General features: G+C 63.5%; 21 protein-coding genes. 4 read left to right on the forward strand and 17 right to left on the reverse strand.

What is annotated here, in order from left to right; all coding sequences use genetic code 11:
* Position 1: 1 nt before the first annotated feature.
* The 17 genes from fliF to ACVDG8_RS26365 form a co-directional block, all read right to left on the reverse strand.
* Positions 2-1,654: a flagellar basal-body MS-ring/collar protein FliF gene (gene fliF, locus ACVDG8_RS26285; protein ID WP_447251041.1), complete on the reverse strand. Its 1,653-nt coding sequence runs from the start codon at positions 1,652-1,654 to the stop codon at positions 2-4.
* Positions 1,655-1,832: 178 nt separating this feature from the next.
* The gene (locus ACVDG8_RS26290; RefSeq protein ID WP_447251042.1) at positions 1,833-2,903 is read right to left on the reverse strand and encodes a flagellin N-terminal helical domain-containing protein; all 1,071 of its coding nucleotides are present in this window, start codon (positions 2,901-2,903) and stop codon (positions 1,833-1,835) included.
* A gap of 272 nt (positions 2,904-3,175) precedes the next feature.
* Positions 3,176-4,171: a flagellin N-terminal helical domain-containing protein gene (locus ACVDG8_RS26295; protein WP_447251043.1), complete on the reverse strand. Its 996-nt coding sequence runs from the start codon at positions 4,169-4,171 to the stop codon at positions 3,176-3,178.
* Between the two features lie 224 nt (positions 4,172-4,395).
* On the reverse strand, positions 4,396-5,127 hold the full coding sequence (gene fliP, locus ACVDG8_RS26300) for a flagellar type III secretion system pore protein FliP (RefSeq protein ID WP_447251044.1): 732 nt from the start codon (positions 5,125-5,127) through the stop codon (positions 4,396-4,398).
* Positions 5,124-5,618: a flagellar basal body-associated FliL family protein gene (locus ACVDG8_RS26305; RefSeq protein WP_447251045.1), complete on the reverse strand. Its 495-nt coding sequence runs from the start codon at positions 5,616-5,618 to the stop codon at positions 5,124-5,126. The genes fliP and ACVDG8_RS26305 overlap by 4 nt, the downstream gene beginning before the upstream one ends.
* A 17-nt stretch (positions 5,619-5,635) precedes the next feature.
* The gene (gene flgH / locus ACVDG8_RS26310) at positions 5,636-6,340 is read right to left on the reverse strand and encodes a flagellar basal body L-ring protein FlgH (protein ID WP_447251046.1); all 705 of its coding nucleotides are present in this window, start codon (positions 6,338-6,340) and stop codon (positions 5,636-5,638) included.
* A complete protein-coding gene (locus ACVDG8_RS26315) occupies positions 6,337-6,942 on the reverse strand; it encodes a MotE family protein (RefSeq protein WP_447251047.1) in 606 nt (201 codons plus the stop codon). The genes flgH and ACVDG8_RS26315 overlap by 4 nt, the downstream gene beginning before the upstream one ends.
* Before the next feature lie 8 nt (positions 6,943-6,950).
* Positions 6,951-8,195, reverse strand: coding sequence for a flagellar basal body P-ring protein FlgI (locus ACVDG8_RS26320; protein ID WP_455707274.1), 1,245 nt, complete (start codon positions 8,193-8,195; stop codon positions 6,951-6,953).
* Positions 8,192-8,713: a flagellar basal body P-ring formation chaperone FlgA gene (gene flgA / locus ACVDG8_RS26325; protein WP_447257093.1), complete on the reverse strand. Its 522-nt coding sequence runs from the start codon at positions 8,711-8,713 to the stop codon at positions 8,192-8,194. The genes ACVDG8_RS26320 and flgA overlap by 4 nt, the downstream gene beginning before the upstream one ends.
* A gap of 6 nt (positions 8,714-8,719) precedes the next feature.
* Entirely contained in the window at positions 8,720-9,508 is a 789-nt protein-coding gene (flgG, locus tag ACVDG8_RS26330; protein ID WP_447251048.1) for a flagellar basal-body rod protein FlgG, read from the reverse strand.
* Positions 9,509-9,512: 4 nt separating this feature from the next.
* Positions 9,513-9,842, reverse strand: a complete 330-nt coding sequence (locus ACVDG8_RS26335; protein WP_447251049.1) for a flagellar hook-basal body complex protein FliE — start codon at positions 9,840-9,842, stop codon at positions 9,513-9,515.
* Positions 9,842-10,258: a flagellar basal body rod protein FlgC gene (gene flgC / locus ACVDG8_RS26340; protein WP_447251050.1), complete on the reverse strand. Its 417-nt coding sequence runs from the start codon at positions 10,256-10,258 to the stop codon at positions 9,842-9,844. Before flgC ends, ACVDG8_RS26335 begins: the two co-directional genes overlap by 1 nt.
* A gap of 2 nt (positions 10,259-10,260) precedes the next feature.
* Complete coding sequence (gene flgB / locus ACVDG8_RS26345) at positions 10,261-10,641, reverse strand: flagellar basal body rod protein FlgB (protein WP_447251051.1); 381 nt, start codon at positions 10,639-10,641, stop codon at positions 10,261-10,263.
* Between the two features lie 86 nt (positions 10,642-10,727).
* On the reverse strand, positions 10,728-11,396 hold the full coding sequence (locus tag ACVDG8_RS26350) for a hypothetical protein (RefSeq protein WP_447251052.1): 669 nt from the start codon (positions 11,394-11,396) through the stop codon (positions 10,728-10,730).
* The gene (gene fliI, locus ACVDG8_RS26355) at positions 11,377-12,798 is read right to left on the reverse strand and encodes a flagellar protein export ATPase FliI (RefSeq protein WP_447251053.1); all 1,422 of its coding nucleotides are present in this window, start codon (positions 12,796-12,798) and stop codon (positions 11,377-11,379) included. The genes ACVDG8_RS26350 and fliI overlap by 20 nt, the downstream gene beginning before the upstream one ends.
* A 4-nt stretch (positions 12,799-12,802) precedes the next feature.
* Entirely contained in the window at positions 12,803-13,525 is a 723-nt protein-coding gene (flgF, locus tag ACVDG8_RS26360) for a flagellar basal-body rod protein FlgF (RefSeq protein ID WP_447251054.1), read from the reverse strand.
* Between the two features lie 7 nt (positions 13,526-13,532).
* Positions 13,533-14,654 carry a DUF1217 domain-containing protein gene (locus tag ACVDG8_RS26365; protein ID WP_447251055.1) on the reverse strand — a complete coding sequence of 374 codons (1,122 nt, stop codon included), beginning with the start codon at positions 14,652-14,654 and terminating at the stop codon, positions 13,533-13,535.
* A 147-nt stretch (positions 14,655-14,801) separates the two neighbouring features.
* Between ACVDG8_RS26365 and motA the strand changes: the two genes are divergently transcribed.
* Genes motA through ACVDG8_RS26385 form a run of 4 tightly spaced genes read left to right on the forward strand, consistent with a single transcriptional unit; the run spans position 14,802 to position 18,139 of the window.
* Positions 14,802-15,677 carry a flagellar motor stator protein MotA gene (motA, locus tag ACVDG8_RS26370; protein ID WP_447251056.1) on the forward strand — a complete coding sequence of 292 codons (876 nt, stop codon included), beginning with the start codon at positions 14,802-14,804 and terminating at the stop codon, positions 15,675-15,677.
* A gap of 52 nt (positions 15,678-15,729) precedes the next feature.
* Positions 15,730-16,668, forward strand: a complete 939-nt coding sequence (locus ACVDG8_RS26375) for a FliM/FliN family flagellar motor switch protein (protein ID WP_447251057.1) — start codon at positions 15,730-15,732, stop codon at positions 16,666-16,668.
* 30 nt (positions 16,669-16,698) lie between these two features.
* Complete coding sequence (gene fliN, locus ACVDG8_RS26380) at positions 16,699-17,073, forward strand: flagellar motor switch protein FliN (protein WP_447251058.1); 375 nt, start codon at positions 16,699-16,701, stop codon at positions 17,071-17,073.
* A 43-nt stretch (positions 17,074-17,116) separates the two neighbouring features.
* Complete coding sequence (locus tag ACVDG8_RS26385) at positions 17,117-18,139, forward strand: flagellar motor switch protein FliG (RefSeq protein WP_447251059.1); 1,023 nt, start codon at positions 17,117-17,119, stop codon at positions 18,137-18,139.
* The last annotated feature ends 9 nt before the right edge of the window (positions 18,140-18,148 follow it).

Raw genomic sequence — 18,148 nt, forward strand, 5'->3', positions numbered from 1 at the left:
CCTAACCCACGGCCTCCGGAACGGCTGCCCATTTGCGCAGGATCTGCGCGGTGCGCTCCTCGTTGAGGTCGACCATGCGCGCCAGCCGTTCCTGCGGCGCCGGTCGAATCTTCTGGCGCAGATCGTCGAGCGGGTTGGTGCGGGCGCCAGGCAACGCCGCGCCGGCCGACGTCTCCGCGGTAATTGCGGCGACCGGGTCGGGCATTGGCAGCGAGCGCTGGACATCGTCGAAGCTCGGGCCAGCGATGGCCGCGGGCTTGGCCTGCGCGGTCAGCGCGGCAGCCATCGGCTTCAGGCCGAAGAAGGCAACCAGGAAAACGACGACGATGAAGGCGCCGGCATTGATCAGCGTGCCGGTATAGGTGCCGATCGAGGCGAGGATGCCCGGCTGGTCGACCGGCTCGCCGTCGAGGCCGCCGATGAACTCGACCGCCGAGACATCGATGACGTCGCCGCGCTTGTCGTCGAAGCCGGTCGCCGAGGCCACCATCTTCTGGATGTCGGCAACGCGCTTGGCGATCTGCTCCGGTGTGGCGTCCTTGCCCAGGATGGTCTTCAGACGATCCTGGTTGACGACGACGGCGATCGACATCTTGTTGACCGTGTAGCCGTTGGAGACGGTGGCGATCTTCTTCGAGTTGATCTCGTAATTGGTGATCTCTTCCTTGCGGTCGTTCTGCGAGGTGGACTGCGGACCTTCCGTGCTGGTCGTCTGTGTCTCCGGCAGGTTCTGCTCGACGCTGGTCGGGGTCGAGGCCTGTTTCTGGTTGCTGGCTTCGTTGGTGCGCACGGACTGCACCGAACGTTCGACACGCGATTCCGGATCGAAGATGGTTTCCTCGGTCTGGCGCGTGTCGGTGTTGACGTCGGCCTTGACTGAGGCGCGGAAATTGTCGGGGCCGAGATAGGGGGCCAGCGCCCGGCGGATGTTGTCGCCGATCTGCGTTTCGACGGTCTGCTCGACGCCCAAAGTGCGCGCGGCGCTGGTGTTGGAGGGGTCGTCGCCGGCCGCCAGCAGATTGCCGTTGGAATCGAGCACCGTGACCTTGTCGGCCGAGAGGCCCGGAACCGCCGCCGCAACCAGGTGGCGGATCGACATGGCGCTTTTTTCGGCGTCGTTGCCGGCATAGCGGATGACCACCGATGCGGAAGGCTGCTGCTCGTCGCGGCGGAAATTGGCGCGCTCGGACATGACGATATGGACGCGTGCCGCCTTGACGCCGGATATCGACTGGATGGTGCGCGCGATCTCGCCCTCCAAGGCGCGCACGCGGGTGATCTGCTGCATGAAGGAGGTCAGGCCGAGCGAGCCGACATTGTCGAACAACTCGTAGCCGGCATTGGCGCTGGTCGGCAGACCTTTTTCGGCAAGCAGCATGCGCGCCTGGGCGGTGGTGCCGGCGGGCACCAGCACCGAGGTTCCGTCCGAACCGACATCGAAGCCGATGCCGGCATCACCCAGCACCAGGCCGATCTGGTTGACGTCGGAGCGATCGAGGCCGACATAGAGCGTCTCATAGGCCGGGCGGTTGAGATAGATCGAGGTGATGCCGATGACGGCCATGACCAGGGCCGCGATGCCGCCCATGAGCGCCAGGCGCCTGACGCCGAAGCCCTTCAAATTCGCGATGATGCTTTGGATCTGTTCCGGCACGATTCAACTGGCCCCAGCATGACTGTCCGCCGGGAGACTAGACTGCGAAGCTTGTGCGAGGATGATAGGTCGTGCCGCCGAAGGAACCGGTAAGTACCGAACCGGTAAACCTGCGACCTTTAATGAAAAAGGCCGCGTCTGAAGCGCGGCCTTTTCGTTTGTCGAGGAAGGTGGCGGCTTAACCGCCCTTGAACAGCGACAAGATCGACTGCGAGGAGCTGTTGGCGATCGACAACGACTGGATGCCGAGCTGCTGCTGGACCTGCAGCGCCTGGAGGCGGGTCGATTCCTTGTTCATGTCGGCATCGACGAGTTGGCCGACGCCACGGTCAATGGAGTCCATCAGGCTCTGCGTGAACGTCTTTTGCAGGTCGATTGAGCTCTTGGCGGCGCCAAGGATGGTGGCGGAGTCGGTGAGCTGGCTCATCACCTTGTCGATCTTGTTGACCATCTGCGTGATGATGTCGTCGGTCACGCCAGGCGCCGTGATGTCGAGATTGAAGGCCGAGACGTTGTCGATCCTGGCAACCGTCGTGCCGGCGGCGGTCTGGCCGGCGGTGTTGGCCGCGATGTCGGTGCTGCCGCTGGCGATCGAGGCGGCATAGGCGGTATCGTAAAGGTCCTGGGCCGCGGCCGTGGCGTAGACCGAGGTTGCACGATCGATAATGCCCTGGTTCTTGACCGCGGTGGGAAGCCCGCTGTCGAAAAGCTTGGTGCTCTCGACATTGATATCGATCGTGCCGAGCGAGATCGCGCCCGACGAAGAGCGATTGAACGAGGACACGATCTGGGAGTCAGGTTGGACGCCGTCATTGGCGGCGGCGACCTGCTTGGATGTCACCGACAGATAGTTCGAGCCGGAGAAAGTGGCCGCATCGGCAAACGACTTCATCTGCGCCTGAAGCGAGGTGATCTCGGTCTGCGTCTTTGCCTTGCTGGCGTCCGTCTGGCCGATGGTCGACAGCAGCTTGGTCTTGAGGTTGCCGATCGTCGTCAAAACGTTGTTCATGCCGGTATAGGCGGTGTCGACTTTCGAGGCGCCGAGGCCGAGCGCATCCTGCACGGTCGAGAGCGCCTGATTGTCGGAGCGCATGGTGGTGGCGATCGACCAGTAGGCAGCGTTGTCGGAAGCCTCGGAGACGCGATAGCCGGTCGAGATCCGGGCCTGCGTCTGCTGGAGCGATTTGTTGGTGGCGTTGAGACTCTGAAGTGCCGTCAACGCCGCAGCGTTCGTCATGATGCTCGCCAAGAAACTCGCTCCTTCTCTAAGCCGGCGTGCCACTCAGGCCGGATTGGCCTGCCCATCGGGTTGCCATCGTGCCGGTCGGGCCGATCGACAACCTGTCGTAAGTCATTGGTTAACCATACCTAGCTCGATATGGTTAATGGCCTGTTAAAAGTGGGCTTTCGAGAGGTTAAGAAATGAGGGTTGCGCGAGCCTTGAGCCAACGCAAGAACAAGCGCAAAACGGGCCGCGCTTTTGGCGCGGCCCGTTTGCTTGGTTTGGTCGGTCTAGAGCGATCAGCCGCGGAAGAGCGACAGGATCGACTGCGACGAGCCGTTGGCGATCGACAGCGCCTGGACGCCGAGCTGCTGCTGAACCTGCAGCGCCTGGAGGCGGGTCGATTCCTTGTTCATGTCTGCATCGACGAGCTGGCCGACGCCGCGATCGATGGAGTCCATCAGGCTCGAGGTGAAGGTCTTCTGCAGGTCGATCGAGCTCTTGGCGGCGCCGAGCTTGGTGGCGGCGGTCGTCATGCCCTTGAGCGCGGCATCGACGACGTTCATCATCTGCGCGATCTGGCTGTCGCTGGCAGCGGTGGTGCCCGAGAAGATCTTCAAGCTGGCGACCGAATATGTGTCGGTAGCCGCTGCGGCAGCGCCCAGGGTCGGGTTCGAGGCCGCCGCCACAACGCTGCCATCGGCGCCGAGACGGTCGGCGTCGAGGATGCCCTTCGATACGCCTGCAGCGGTGCCGGCTTCATACAACTTGATGCTGTCCACGTTGACGTCGATCGTGGAGATCGAAACCGCGCCGGCGGAGCTACGGTTAAAGGCCGAAACGATCTTCACGTCGGCCGCAGTCGTGGCGGTCGCGCCGCTGTCGACCGACAGCATGTTGGTGCCGGAGAAGGTGGCGCCATCGGCGTAACCCTTCAACTGCGCCTGAAGCGCGGCGATTTCGACCTGGGTCTTTTCCTTGGCGGCGTCGGTCTGGCCATAGGAGCCAGTCAGCTTCTGCTGGATCTGGTTGATGGTGGAGATCGCGCTGTCCATGCCGGTATAGGCGGTGTCGACCTTCGAGGCGCCGAGGCCGAGAGCGTCCGAGACGGTGGACATGGCCTGGTTGTCGGAACGCATCGTGGTAGCGATTGACCAGTAGGCGGCGTTGTCGGAAGCCTGGGAGACGCGATAGCCCGTCGAGATGCGGGTCTGGGTGGTCTGGAGCTGGTTCTGGGTATTGTTAAGGCTCTGCAGTGCAGTCAGCGCTGCGCTGTTCGTCATGATACTGGACATGGCTACTCGTACCTTGTTTTTACACGGATTTTTTTGACATACCGGCATGTCCGGTATGACGGAGCGGCATCATGCCAATGACCGTTGCGTTGGGTCACCCGCCATCTGCGAGCGACTATGGCGGCAAGTCCCTACCAAAGGGCTAAATCGGACGGTTAATCGAAAATATATTGTGTAAAATCTGAGCGGAATAATAGCGACGTCCGGCGGCTATTTCGGCGCCGTCAGGTGAAGGACCGCACCAGGCTGCCGACCAACAGGTTCCAGCCGTCGATCAGCACGAAGAACAGGATCTTGAACGGCAGCGACACCACCGTCGGCGGCAGCATCATCATGCCCATGGCCATGGTGACGGTGGCGACGATGAGGTCGATGACCAAGAAAGGCAACACGATGAGAAAGCCGATCTCGAAGCCGCGCCGGATTTCCGAGATCATGAAGGCCGGGACCAGAATGCGCAGGTCGACGGTTTCTTTTGCAACGACCTGGCCGCGTTCGCGGGCGAGGTCGGCGAAGAGATCGAAATCCTTGTCGCGCACATTGTGCAGCATGAAGGCGCGGAACGGGTCGGAGATCTTCTCGAACGCCTGGGCCTGGGTGATCTGGTTGTCCATCAGCGGCTTGACGCCGGTGTTCCAGGCCTGGTCGAAGGTCGGCGCCATGACATAGAAGGTCATGAACAGCGACAACGAAATCAGGATCAAATTGGCGGGTGTCGATTGCAGGCCGATGCCGGCGCGCAGGATCGAGAACGCGATGACGAAGCGGGTGAAGCTCGTCACCATGATCAAAAGGCCCGGCGCCACCGAGAGCACGGTGAGCAGGCCGAACATTTGGATGAGATAGCCGACGGTGGTGCCGTCAGCCTTGCCGATGCCGCCGAGGTCGAGCTGCTGGGCCGCGGCGACCGAGGTGGTGGCGATGATGAGCGTGGTGGCGACGAGGAATTTTCTCATTCGAGCAGCATCGTCCTGACGAGAACCTGTTTGACATGACCGCCGCTGCGCAACGCCGCGCGCTCTTCGAGATCGGCCTTGAGATGTTGGTAGCCGCTGGCGCCTTCGATCTGATGCATCTTGAGCGTGCGCACGAAGGCCAGCAGATCCTGCTGGATCTGTTCCGTCATTTCCGGCGGTTGCGGGGCATCATAGAGCAGCGACGCCTCCAGCCTGATCCAGATATCCGACGGTGAAGCGAGATTGGTGGTGATCGGCGCCATCTGGACCACGGTCGGCCCGGGCACCGGCTTGCCGTCTTGGGCGGGCTTTTCGGCGGTGCCTGAGTTTTCAGGGGCGGCGGGCACCGGCGCCGGCGCGTCGCCTTGCTTGAGATAGCCGCCGGAAACCCAGCCCATGCCGATGGCCGCGCCCGTCACCGCCAAAAGCATGGCGAGCTGGATGACCAGTGACGGTCCCTTCTTGGGTCGTGCCTGCTCGACATTGGCCACGGCGGCGTATCTCTATCCTAGAAAGGAAGAACCTGGTCGAGGACCTGCTGGCCATAGGCAGGCTGCTGGACCTCGCTCACACGACCTCGCCCGCCGTAAGAGATGCGCGCCTCGGCGATGCGTTCGTAGGGGATGGTGTTCTCGGCGCCGATGTCGGATGGACGCACCATGCCGGCGATGGTGAGCACGCGAAGCTCGTAATTGACGCGCACTTCCTGCGAGCCCCTGATCATCAGATTGCCGTTGGGCAGCACGTCGGTAACGACGGCCGCGACATTGAGCTCGATATCCTCCGAGCGCTTGATCTCGCCGTCGGCATTGGTCTCGGTGCTGGAGCTCAGGCCGGCATCCCCCTTGCCGCTGGTGGTCGCCTTTTCCCAGCCGAGCGAAATGTCGTAACCGAGCTTGCGCGCGGCGGTGCGGCTGCGATCGTTCTGGTTCTTGAAATTGGCCTTGTCGTTGAGCTTGATGTTAACGGTCAGGATGTCGCCGGCGCTCAACGCGCGCGGATCGGTGAACAGCCTGCTCTGACGATCGTCCCACAGCGAAAACTTCTTCGGTCGCGCTGACGGCGGCTCGGGATAGCTGTAGGGGCCAGAGCCGCCATTGCCGAGCCCGGATCCGACCGGCGACAAGGATGGTTCCCTGCCGATCTCCTTGAAGTTGGTGCCGCAGCCGGTCAGGGCCGCAAGCGCGATAAGGGTCGGCAATTTCAACTTCATGACGGATCAACCCTTCGCGCCGCGCTGGCCATGATGCCGGTGAGCGTCGCCGCCGCCTTCTGGTCCATTTCATTGAGGATGACACTGGCCTTGCGCGAATCGAGCTTCATCAGGATGGCCGCCGCGAGCTCGGCATTGACCATCGCCAGCCGCTCGGCCGCGGCATCGGGCTTCATGCGGGCATAGATCTTGACGACGCCGTCCTCGGCGCGCGCCAGGAACACTTCGCGGCGCTTAAGCCATTCCTCGTATTCGGCCCGTTTTGCATCCAACGCTTTCATGCGCTCGTCGATGCCGGCCTGCAGTTGTTTCAATTCCTCAGCCTGCAGCGCGTAGCGCCTGTCGCGCGCGGCGTCGGCGATGTTGGAGCAGAAGCGCTGGATCTCGCTTTCGTCCGGCGCCTTCCCGCCTGCGAGCGCGGCCGGTTGGGCCGGTTGGCTTTCGCGCGTCAGCTGCGCCTGCTCAAGCGGCGCCTGGCCGCCGGGCAGCACCTGGCGGACCTCGTCCGCGTGGCCGGCGGTGCCGCTCAGCAAAGCAACGATCGCCCCGGCGGCGCAGAGGCTGAGGTGATGATGCGGTCTTGAGGAGAAGAGCTCAATCATCGGCGTGCCTATTGGAGGACCAGGTCGGCCTGCAGGGCGCCGGCCGACTTGATGCCTTGCAGGATGGCTATGATGCCGTCGGGCTTCACGCCGAGGCGGTTGAGGCCGGAGACAAGGGTTTCGAGGTCGGGGCCGTCGAGCACGGCGACGCGCGCGTTGGGCCGGGTCGCCTCGATGGCGGTGGATGGCTCCACCGCGGTCTCGCCCTTGGAGAAGGGCTCAGGCTGGACGACCCGCGGCGCCTCGGTGATGCGCACGGTGAGCGTGCCATGGCTGATCGCCACGCGCGAAATCCTGACATTGCTGCCGATGACGATGGTGCCGGTGCGCTCGTCGATGACGACGCGGGCAGGGGCATCCGACTCGACCACGAGGTTCTCGATCTCGGCGTAGAAACGCGCAGCGGAGATATTCTTCGGCCGCCTAATCTGAACGGTGCGGGCATCGCGCTCGGCGGCCACGCGCGCCCCGAAGCGCTGCGAGGTGTAGTCGTTGATGGCGTCGGCGATGCGGATGGCGGTCGAGAAATCGGGATTGCGCAGCTGCAGCGTCAGCACGTTCTGGTCGTCGAACTCGGCCGGCACGGAACGCTCGACAATGGCGCCGTTCGGCACGCGGCCGGCGGTCGGCACGCCTTGTGTCAACTGCTCGGCCTGGCCCTTGGCAACGAAACCGCCGACGATCACCGAGCCTTGGCCGACGGCATAGATTTCGCCATCGGCCGCTTTCAACGGCGTCATCACCAGCGTGCCGCCGGCAAGCGAGGTGGCGTCGCCCATCGAGGAGACGTCGATGTCGATACGGCTGCCCGACTGGACGAAGGGCGGCATGTTGGCGGTGACAATGACGGCGGCGACATTCTTGGCGCGTGCGCTGCCGCCTTCGGTGGCGATGCCGAGATTTTCCAACATGGCGCGGATCGATTGTTCGGTGAACGGCGAATTGCGCAGGCTGTCGCCGGTTCCGGCAAGGCCGATGACCAGGCCGTAGCCGACAAGCTGGTTGTCGCGCGATGCCTGCAACTGGGCGATGTCCTTGATGCGCGCGGCGACCTGGCCGGGCGGCAGCGTGCTTGGTCCGGTCGACACGCGGAACATGCGCGTGGTGGTGGCTGGGTCGTATTGCGGATCGTCATAGACGCCGCCGTTCTTGGCGGCGAGATCGCGCTTAGCCTTGGGCGTCAACCCATCGGCCGATGCCGGTTGAACGCCGGCGACTACAATCGCTAGCAAAAGGGCAAAGGCACGCATCACGATGCGCCGACCTGGATAGTGCCGTCGGCCATCACCGTGCCGGAAATGATCTTGCCGCTGTCGACGTTGCGGATCTTGATGAGATCGCCGGCGGCACCCGGCTGCAGCGTGATACAGGCGGCCGAAATGGTCAGCGCGCCGGCGGTGAAATAGACCTGCACGGACGCGCCCTGTTCGACCAGCCAGGCGTCGCGGATGGCGGCGATCGGGATATAGCGGCCAGGCACCAGCGTGCGCTTGGCGACCTTGCCCTGGAGTTCTTCAAGGCTGGTCGCCATGCCGTCCGGCTTGTGCTTGCCGGGAATGAGCGTCACCTGCTTGAGCGAGGCGCTCTCGATGGTCTCGCCGGGATAGATGACCCGGTTGGGGATCAGTACCGCCTCGCCGACGGCCTGGCTGGCGGCGATATCGGCCGCCGATTGGCCCGTCTCCTGCGCCAATGCCGGCGTGCCGCCGGCCACCAGCGCGATGGCCAGTGCGGCGCGGCGGAATGCGGAGCGGGAGATCGGCATCGCCATCATCCGTTAGCTCATGTTCTTGGAGACCACCGAGGCCATGTCGTCGGCGGCCTGGATGACCTTGGAGTTCATTTCATAGGCGCGCTGCGCCGAGATCAGTTCGGTGATTTCCTTGACCGGATCGACATTGGAGGACTCCAGATAGCCCTGCTGGATGGTTGCGAAACCCGGGTCTCCGGGCACGCCGACATTGGCCGGGCCGGAAGCCGGTGTTTCCTGGAAGAGGTTGTCGCCAAGCGGCGCCAGCCCCGCCTCATTGGCGAAGTTGGCGATCTGGAGTTGGCCAAGCTGCTGCAGGTTGGTCTGACCGTCGATGCGGGCAAAGACCTGGCCGGTCTTGTTGACGATGACCTCGACGGCGTTGGTTGGCACGGTGATGGCCGGAATGACATTGGCGCCGTCTACCGTGACCAACTGTCCGGTGGCATTGGTGTTGAAAGCGCCGGCTCGGGTATAGAGCGTGCCGCCGTCGGCGCCCTCGATCTGGAACCAGCCCCTGCCGGTCAGCGCCATGTCGAAGCTGTTGCCGGTGCTGGCGAGCTCGCCTTGCGTGTGGACGTTGCGCACCGCGGTCGTCTTGACGCCGAGGCCGATCGAGACGCCTTCGGGCACAATCGAGCTGTTGGCGCGGTTGGGCACGCCTTGCGTACGGTCGACCTGGTAGAGCAGGTCGGAAAATTCGGCCCGTGCCCGCTTGTAACCGGTGGTGTTGATGTTGGCGATGTTGTTGGCGATGACTTCCAGGTTGGTCTGCTGGGCATTCATGCCGGTGGCGGCGATGGCGAGTGCTTTCATGACGCTAGATACTCATGCGGCTGATTTCGAGATAGGCCGAGACAACCTTGTCGCGGATGGCGATGGTGGTCTGCAGCGCCTGCTGGGCGCTCATCACGGCATCGACCACCTGGCGGGTGTCGGCGTCGCCTTTCAGCGCCTGAATCGACGCCTGCTCGGCCCCTTGCAACGTATTGACGGTCTTGGTCGCCGCCTGGCTGAGAACGTCGGCGAAGCTGCTGCCGACGCTTTCGCTGGCCTGCGTGCCGAGCCCGCCCTGCAGCAGATTGGGTGACGCCGATTCGGCGCCATCAACTGCTGTCTTGAATTGTATTGCCCCGATACCGCCGATCATTACTGGTTCCTCATCAGGTCGATGGTCATGGAAATCAGATCGCGAGCCTGCTTGATCACCTGCAGGTTGGCTTCATAGGAGCGGTTCGCCTCGCTCATGTCGGACATTTCGACCAACGTGTTGACGTTCGGCATCTTCACGTAGCCCTTGCCGTCGGCGGCCTCGTTGCCGGGCTGGAACTCGACCGGGAAGTCCGACGGATCGTGGGCGATCGAGCTGACCTCGACCAGCGAGCCGCCGCTGGCGCGGTCGACCTCGGACTGGAATGTGATCGTCTTGCGGCGGTAGGGATCGGCGCCCGGCGTGTTGCCGGTCGACTGAGCGTTGGCGAGGTTTTCCGAGACCACGCGCATGCGTTCTGACTGGGCGCCAAGGCCGGATGCCGCGACTTTGAGGGCTGCTGCAAGGGCGTCCATGGTCAGCTCTTCACCACCATTGACATCATCGAATGGAAGGCCTTGACGATCGCTGTGTTGAGCTCGAAAGAGCGGCGGACCTCGCCAGCCTTCATCAGCTGGTCCTCGAGAACCACGGTGTTCTTCGACGGCATGATCGCGCCGGTGGGATCCTCCGGCTTTACGTTGAAGCCGGCATTGGCCGCCTCGGCGCCAAGGTGGCCGGGCGCTGTCGCCGCCAGCGTCACGGCGGTGCGGTCTAGAACCTTCTCGAAAGGCTCGACGTCGTTGGCCGTGTAGCCTGGCGTGTTGGCATTGGCGATGTTGGAGGCGATCGCCGACTGGCGCACGGCCAGCCACTGCGACTGCCGCGTGGCGAGATCAAAAAGATTTACGGGTTCCATGGGAATCTCCCGGGCAAGTACGCATAAGACTAGGCGGCCAGTCTTGCGCGGACCTTGCGCGGGCAGGGGCTATGTCGCCGCAGGTGTTACTTAGAAAGCTGGATAACCTTCTCGGCGCTGGTGACGATCACCCATTTACCGCCACGCTGCTCGATCGAGGCAACGCGGCTGGAATCAGGCAGTACTGAGCCGCGCTGGACGATCCACAGCCCGGTATCGTCCTCGATCATGGCGCGGCCATTGGCGACGTGCACCATCTTGAAGTCCGAAGTGGCGGCTGGGAAAGGCTGCTGGTCGAGCCCGGGCGTCTTGTCGGGGTCCTCTGGTCCGTCCGGCAAGGTTCCGGTGGCGAACAGGTCGAGATCGGGAACGGTCTTGGCGGTCGCCGTCGCGCCTGGATTTTCCATCTGAGTGCCGCCGACGACACGGCCGTCATTGCTGCCGCTGCCGCCGAATTTGATGGTCTGCACGCCGAACTGCTCCTGGTTGAAGAAGATGTACCAGGGAAACAGCGCGCAGATCAGGCCAAGCGTGATGCCGAGCGCAGCGATGACGAAATCACTGCGCCGATCGGCTTTCTTGTCGATCAGGCGCGGGAACTGGGCTTTTGGCGGCTGTGGCCACTCCACTTTCGGGAACAGGCCGTCCATGAGCGAATCCCGGCTGGCGTCAGCCTCCTCAGCGGCCTTGGCTTCGGCGATCATCTCGTGCAGCAAGCGCTCGGTCTGCTGCAGTTCAGTTTCCTTGATCGCCATTCGGCTTCCCCTTGAGGTGGCGGGCAAGATCGGCGAAAGGATCGGCGGAGGCACGGTCCCTCGGCGACTGCGTCAGCGCTTCGTAGATCAGCGGCACCTGGCGCACCGCGATGTCCAGTTCGGCATCGGCGCCGCTTTGGTAGGCACCCAGCAGGCGGATGTCGCGCGTATCCTCGAAGCGCGCGATCATCGACTTCAGCTTGGTCACCAGCATGCGCTGCTCCGCGCTCCAGGCCTTGTCGGCCAGACGCGAAATCGACGACAGCGGATTGACTGGCGGATAGCGGCCCTGCTCTGCAAGCGCGCGATCGAGCACGACATGGCCGTCGAGGATGCCGCGCACCGAGTCGGCGACTGGATCGTTGTGATCGTCGCCGTCGACCAGCACGGAAATGATTGCGGTGATCGAGCCCATGCCCTTGACACCCGGGCCTTCCGCGCCCGGCCCGGCTCGTTCAAGCAGCTTCGGCAGATCGGTGAAGACCGAGGCCGGATAGCCGCGCGCCACCGGCGGCTCGCCGGTTCCGGTCGCCACCTCACGCAAGGCATGCGCGAAGCGCGTGATGGAATCGAGCACCAGCAGCACGCGGTGGCCCTGGTCGCGGAAATGTTCGGCGACGCGCATGGCGGTGTCGGGCGCGCGCCGGCGCATCATGGCGCTTTCGTCGCTGGTGGCGACGACGGCGACGGTCTTGGCCATGCTCTCGACGCCGATCGTATCCTCGAGGAACTCACGCACCTCGCGGCCGCGCTCGCCGATCAGCGCGACGACCACCGTGTCGAAGGCTTCGGCGCCGGCGAGCATGGCAAGCAGCGTCGACTTGCCGACGCCGGAGCCGGCGAAGATGCCGAGCCGCTGGCCGAGGCAGAGCGGAGTGAAAATGTCGATGACACGCACACCGGTCATGAAGCCGGTGTCGACGCGCTGACGCGACATGGCGCCGGGCGTGACCGTGGCGGCACTGTCGGCGGCATTCGGCCTGATCAAAGGCGGGCCACCGTCGATGGCGCGGGTCAAGGCATCGATGGCGCGTCCGCGCCAGGAGACATGCGGCGTCACCGCAAGCGGACCCCGGCGAAAGACGGCGTCGCCAATGCCGGCATCGGCGCTGCGCTCGAACGGCGCGACCACCACTTCATCGCTGCCGATCTTGACGATCTCGCCGCGACGGGTGCCGGTGTTGCCGCGCTGCTCGACGATATCGCCCAACCTGGCAATCTCGGACAGGCCGCGGACCTTGTAATGCGTCGGCGATATCTCGACGATCCGGCCGCCGCGCGACAGCAGCATTTCCGGATCCACGAAACGCTGGCAGACGCGTTCGAGCGCGGCCAGTCGGTCCGTCTGCCCGGTGTCCGCCGGAGCCTCGGAAGCGCGCAGCAGGGACGAGCCGGTCGCCATGCCGTTACTTCGAGCCGAGGGTCTTGATCGCGTCGTCGGTGGAGGAATCGGCCTTCTTCATCAGCGCCGCGGTATTTTCGAAGGCTCGCTGCACCTGGATCAGCTTGGTCATTTCGAGCACCGGGTTGACGTTGGACTCTTCGAGAAATCCCTGCGCGATACCGACGTCGGAGCGATCGGTGACGGGTTCGGGCGTTCGCGCCGGGACGACGCCCGAATTGCCGTAGCGGACGAAATTCTCGCCGGGGTCGAAATTATAGAGGCCGATGGCGCCGGCCAACTGACCGTTCTGCCTGAGCGAGCCGTCGGCGCCAGCCTTGGGCGGGCCACTGCGCGGATCGAGCTGGATCGGCGCCCCGCCGCTGTCGAGGACCGGATAGCCCTCGATCGACATCAACTCGCCATTCTCGGTCATGGAGAAACGGCCGTCGCGTGTCATCACCGTGCCGGCGGGCGTCTCGATGGCGAACCAGGCGTCGCCCTGGATGGCGAAGTCGAAGGGATTGCCGGTCTGGGTCATCGCGCCGTGCGCGGTGGAAAGATAGGTCTTGCCGGAGGAGGCGAAGGACACCGATTTCTGCCCGGTGCCGGAGACAACGTCCTCGAACTTCACGCCGGTGGCGCGAAAGCCGATGGTCGAGGCATTGGCGACGTTGTCGGCAATGGTGTCGAGGCGACGCTCGAGCGCGATCTGCGAGGAAAGGGCGACGTAAAGACTGTCCTGCATGATCTTCTCAAAACTTCAGCTGCTGCATGGCCATCATCAGGTCGGTGGAGATGCCGACACTGGTCGGTTGCGCGAAGAGCACGGCGACGGACGAGACGGCTGTCGAGGTCGGATGGTTGATCTCATACATGCTGGTGAAACGGGTCAGGAATTTGCTGAGCTTGGCGGGGTCGGTGAAATCGGTGATGTCGAGCTTCTGCCCGAACAGCTGCGCCTGCTTGTCGATATCGGCCGTGGCGAAGGAATCGGGCAGACCGAGCGCGGTACGGACCACGCTGGCGAGCGCGGTATCGGCCAGCACATCGTACCAGCTGGTGATGTCGGGCGCCTTGCGTTGAAAATACAGCGCCAGCCGGACGCCCTCATTGGTCTTGCCGGCATCTTCCTCGAGGGTCTGGCGCATATACATGTCGACGGTCGGCTGCTGCGCCGGATTGATGGTGGTGGCCGCCTCGCCATATTGTTCGAAGTTGAAGGCGACGGCGAGCCCGGCATAGGCCTTGTTGGTCATCTTGTTGGCGACGCTGTTGGGGTCGCGGATGCCGCCTTGCAGGACCGACTTGATTAGGTCCTTGTCCTCGGTCGTTGAATCCAGGCCGTACGCAGCCAGCGCATACGTGTAGAGGCGGTCATTCGACATCAGGTCGTCGACCGATTTCACCTTGGTTATATTAGCGAGATAGTAGGTCGTCTCGCCCTTCACATAGTCCGAATTCGGGTCGAGTCCGGCGATCTGGGCCTGCGTGGCATAGTTCTTCGTGACCAACTGCTGCGCCGGATTATAAACCGTCGCATCCGCGCCATCCGCGGCGAAATTGAAGGCGCTGACGAAGGCGGCGTAACGTTTGTCGGTCAGTTTGTTGGCGAAACTGTCGGGGTCGGTAACGCCTTCCTTGAGCGCCTTGACCATGAAGGCCTTGGCGTAGTCCATGTCCTCCAGCCCGTAGGCCTTCATGGCGTATTTGAACAGGCGGTCGTTGTTGACGAAATCGTCAATCGTTTTCGCCTTACCGATGTTGGCCAGATAATATTGGGTATCCCGATCGACCGTCGGCTGTTGCTCGACGCGGTCGATCGATTTGTTGATATCTTTGGTGATCAACTGGTAGCTGAGATAGGTACTGAGCAAGGATACGCCTCCGGCCGAAGCTATCCCGGCACAATAAACTTACTTCCTTGCGCGAAACTGAATCGCATCCGCCGGTTTCGATTCAAGCCTCACACAAGGCACGAGGACTATCCCTGATCCACGATGTGACATGCGGAAGGACCTGTCGTGGGTATTCTGATTGGACTTGTGGTAACGCTCGGCTGCGTTCTCGGCGGCTTCATGGCCATGGGCGGCCATCTGCACGTGCTGATGCAGCCATGGGAAGCTGTTGTCATCTGCGGCGCCGCGCTCGGCACCTTCCTCGTCGCCAACCCGATGAAGACGGTCAAGGACACCGGCAAGGGCATCCTTGAAGCCTTCAAGCAGGCCGTGCCGAAGGAACGCGATTATCTTGAGACGCTGGGCGTGCTGCATAGCCTGATGCGCGAGCTGCGCTCGAAGTCGCGCAGCGAGGTCGAGGCGCATATCGACAATCCGGAAGAGTCCGCCATCTTCCAGGCCTTTCCGACCGTGCTCAAGAACCACGATCTGATGAACTTCATCTGCGACTACTGCCGCATCATCATTATCGGCAATGCCCGCTCGCACGAGATCGAGGCGCTGATGGATGAAGAGATCCAGACCATCCGCACCGACAAGATGAAGGCCTATCACGCCATGGTCGCGGTCGGCGACGGCCTGCCGGCGCTCGGCATCGTCGCCGCCGTGCTCGGCGTGGTGAAGGCGATGGGCGCGCTCGACCAGTCGCCCGAAATCCTCGGCGGCCTGATCGGCGCAGCCCTTGTCGGAACCTTCCTTGGCATTTTCCTGTCCTATGCCGTGGTCGGCCCGGTCGCGACCAAGATCAAGACGGTGCGCGAAAAGAAGAACCGGCTCTACATCATCGTCAAGCAGACGCTGCTTGCCTACATGAACGGCGCCTTGCCGCAGGTGGCGATCGAGTTCGGCCGCAAGACCATCTCCTCCTATGAGCGCCCGACGATCGATGCCGTCGAGCAGAGCACGATGAACACCGGCAACGCCGAGAAGAAGGCGGCGTAAGCATGCGTGAAGACAAAGACATGCGCAAAGACAGACTGGACCGCTTGCCGTCATGACCAGTCCGGGTAATCCGTCGCAGACCCGGGCCTTGATCATCGAACGCCTCGTCGGCGACAGCGGCGAGGCCGCGCAGGTGATCGGCGTCGGCCGCGGCATGGCCGAGCGTGCTTTGCCGCTCTTACAGAAGGCGCTTGCCGGCGAGCTTGGCGCGCCGGTTACGGTCGACCTGCAAACGGTGGAGGTCGGCCGCGTTCCCGATGCGCGATCGCACGCCGGCGAGGCTTTTGCGCTGAGCATCGTGGCATCGCCGGCCTCGGCCGACGCCATGACCCTGGTCATGGACGCGCAGGCCGTTGCCGTCATGGTGTGCGCGCTGTTCGGCGGCGATCCCGACCAGCCGGTCTCGCCGATCGAACGCGACCTGTCGCAGATCGAGGCCGATGTCGCGACCCGCGTGTTCCAGGAGGTCGCAGCGGCGCTCAACGGATCGGGCAAGCGCTCGCTCGACCTGCGCCTGCCGGTGCCGAAGGCAATGGCCGGCAGCGATGCGAGGCGGCGTGTGCTGCGTGATGGCGCTGCGGTGCGCATCGTCTACGGCGTGTCGACACCGTCCGACAGCGGTACGATCACGGTGATGATCCCGCAGCGAATTCTCCTGTCCACGCGTGGCGCCGTCGCCGATAAGGGCGAGGATGACAAGACCACCGAATTCGACTGGCGAGCCCGCTTTTCCGAAGAGGTAATGCGCTCGACCGTGCGCCTTGAAGCCACCATGCCGCTTGCCCGGCTGACACTGGGCGAGCTTGCGGGTTTCCAACCTGGCCAGATCATCGAATTCGAGGAAAACGCCCAGATCAACGCCAGGCTCAGCGCGCGCGACAAGACCCTGTTCGTTTGCGAGTTCGGCAAGCTCGGGCAGAATTACACCGTCCGCATCAGCCACCCTCATGATGCCGGGCAGGATTTCATCGACGGACTGATACCAGGCTGACGCCAGGTCCGGGATTTATGGAGACGACAAATGGCAAAGACCAAGGTGGAAGCCGAACCTGATCAGCCCGAAGAACAGCTCGATCGCGCCATCGAGGAATTGCGCGGTGTGCTGCGGGAAGAGGAGAGCCGCCCCGATGTCGCCCTGGGCGCCAATTCCTCGATCATCATGACCATCCCGGTCGACGTGCAGATCATCCTTGGCAGCACGGAGATGCCGGTCTCGGACTTGATGGCGCTGCAGAAGGGTTCGACAGTCGCGCTCAATCGCCGTATCGGCGAACCGGTCGATGTCGTGGTCAACGGCCGCAAAATCGCACGCGGCGAGATCACGGTGCTGGAGAGCGACCCGACGCGCTTCGGCATCAGGCTGACCGAAATCATCGCGGCGACGAAGAGCGCCTGAAGGTGATGAGCGGGCGGACCAATCGGCAGCGAGGGCAACACGCATGACGACAGCTTTGGCGCTGACACGTCCGCAAAAGGCGGCCGCCATACTGGTGGCGATGGGCAAGCCCGCCGCGAGCCGCCTGCTCAAATTCTTCAAGCAGGATGAGTTGAAGGCGCTGATCGAGGGCGCTCGTCTGTTGCGCACGATCCCACAGGCAGACCTGGAGCGCATCGTCGCCGAATTCGAGGCCGAGTTCACCGAGGGCGCCGGCCTGCTCGATTCGGCCGACCGGATGGATACGATCCTCAACGAGTCGCTCTCGCCCGAGGAAATGAGCGCCATCATGGGCGACAGGAAGTTCGAGCCGGTCCAGGAAGGGCCGCCGCCGATCTGGCCGGACCTCGAAAAGCTTGAGCCCTCGCGGCTCGGCGCCTTCCTTGCCGGCGAGCATCCGCAGACGTCGGCCATGGTGCTGTCGAAACTCGCGCCGCAGACGGCCGCGAATGTCTTGCTCACCATGGACAAGTCGATGCGCGGCCAGATCATCAAGCGCATGGTCACGATGGCCAACATCCCGGATGCCGCGGCCAGGATCGTCGAGAACCAGCTGCGCGCAAGCGTATTGTCGCAAAAAGCGACCAAGGACACTTCGGCCGGCCAGGAGCGGGTCGCCAGCATGCTCAACGAAATGGCCAAGCCCGAACTCGACGAGCTCATGCAGGATCTGGAGGACGCCGGCACACCCGATCTCGCCGGCGTCAAGTCTCGGCTGTTCGCCTTCGACGATCTGCCGCTGCTGCCGCAGAAGGCCAGGGTGCTCCTGTTCGACGGACTGTCGACCGAGCTGGTCACGCTGTCGTTGCGCGGCGCGCCGCCGGAGCTTGCCGAAGCGGTGCTGTCGGCGATCGGCGCACGTTCGCGCCGCATGATCGAATCCGAACTGGGGCAAGGGTCGGAAGGCATCGCGCTGGCCGACATCATGGCAGCCCGCAAGACGATATCGGTCGCGACTATCCGGCTGTCGCGCGAAGGGGCGTTCGATCTGCCTTCGACGCAGACGCTCGCCGCCGAAGCCGCCTGACGATAGAAA

It is taken from the genome of Mesorhizobium sp. ORM8.1 (genome assembly GCF_053005525.2).

Bases quoted from the DNA above. Each gene is read 5' to 3' on its own strand.
- ACVDG8_RS26295 (WP_447251043.1), bottom strand. From the start codon at position 4,171: ATGTCCAGTATCATGACGAACAGCGCAGCGCTGACTGCACTGCAGAGC.
- fliP (WP_447251044.1), bottom strand. From the start codon at position 5,127: ATGAGAAAATTCCTCGTCGCCACCACGCTCATCATCGCCACCACCTCG.
- flgH (WP_447251046.1), bottom strand. From the start codon at position 6,340: ATGAAGTTGAAATTGCCGACCCTTATCGCGCTTGCGGCCCTGACCGGC.
- ACVDG8_RS26315 (WP_447251047.1), bottom strand. From the start codon at position 6,942: ATGATTGAGCTCTTCTCCTCAAGACCGCATCATCACCTCAGCCTCTGC.
- flgA (WP_447257093.1), bottom strand. From the start codon at position 8,713: ATGGCGATGCCGATCTCCCGCTCCGCATTCCGCCGCGCCGCACTGGCC.
- flgG (WP_447251048.1), bottom strand. From the start codon at position 9,508: ATGAAAGCACTCGCCATCGCCGCCACCGGCATGAATGCCCAGCAGACC.
- ACVDG8_RS26335 (WP_447251049.1), bottom strand. From the start codon at position 9,842: ATGATCGGCGGTATCGGGGCAATACAATTCAAGACAGCAGTTGATGGC.
- flgC (WP_447251050.1), bottom strand. From the start codon at position 10,258: ATGGACGCCCTTGCAGCAGCCCTCAAAGTCGCGGCATCCGGCCTTGGC.
- flgB (WP_447251051.1), bottom strand. From the start codon at position 10,641: ATGGAACCCGTAAATCTTTTTGATCTCGCCACGCGGCAGTCGCAGTGG.
- ACVDG8_RS26350 (WP_447251052.1), bottom strand. From the start codon at position 11,396: ATGGCGATCAAGGAAACTGAACTGCAGCAGACCGAGCGCTTGCTGCAC.
- fliI (WP_447251053.1), bottom strand. From the start codon at position 12,798: ATGGCGACCGGCTCGTCCCTGCTGCGCGCTTCCGAGGCTCCGGCGGAC.
- flgF (WP_447251054.1), bottom strand. From the start codon at position 13,525: ATGCAGGACAGTCTTTACGTCGCCCTTTCCTCGCAGATCGCGCTCGAG.
- ACVDG8_RS26375 (WP_447251057.1), top strand. From the start codon at position 15,730: ATGACCAGTCCGGGTAATCCGTCGCAGACCCGGGCCTTGATCATCGAA.
- fliN (WP_447251058.1), top strand. From the start codon at position 16,699: ATGGCAAAGACCAAGGTGGAAGCCGAACCTGATCAGCCCGAAGAACAG.
- ACVDG8_RS26385 (WP_447251059.1), top strand. From the start codon at position 17,117: ATGACGACAGCTTTGGCGCTGACACGTCCGCAAAAGGCGGCCGCCATA.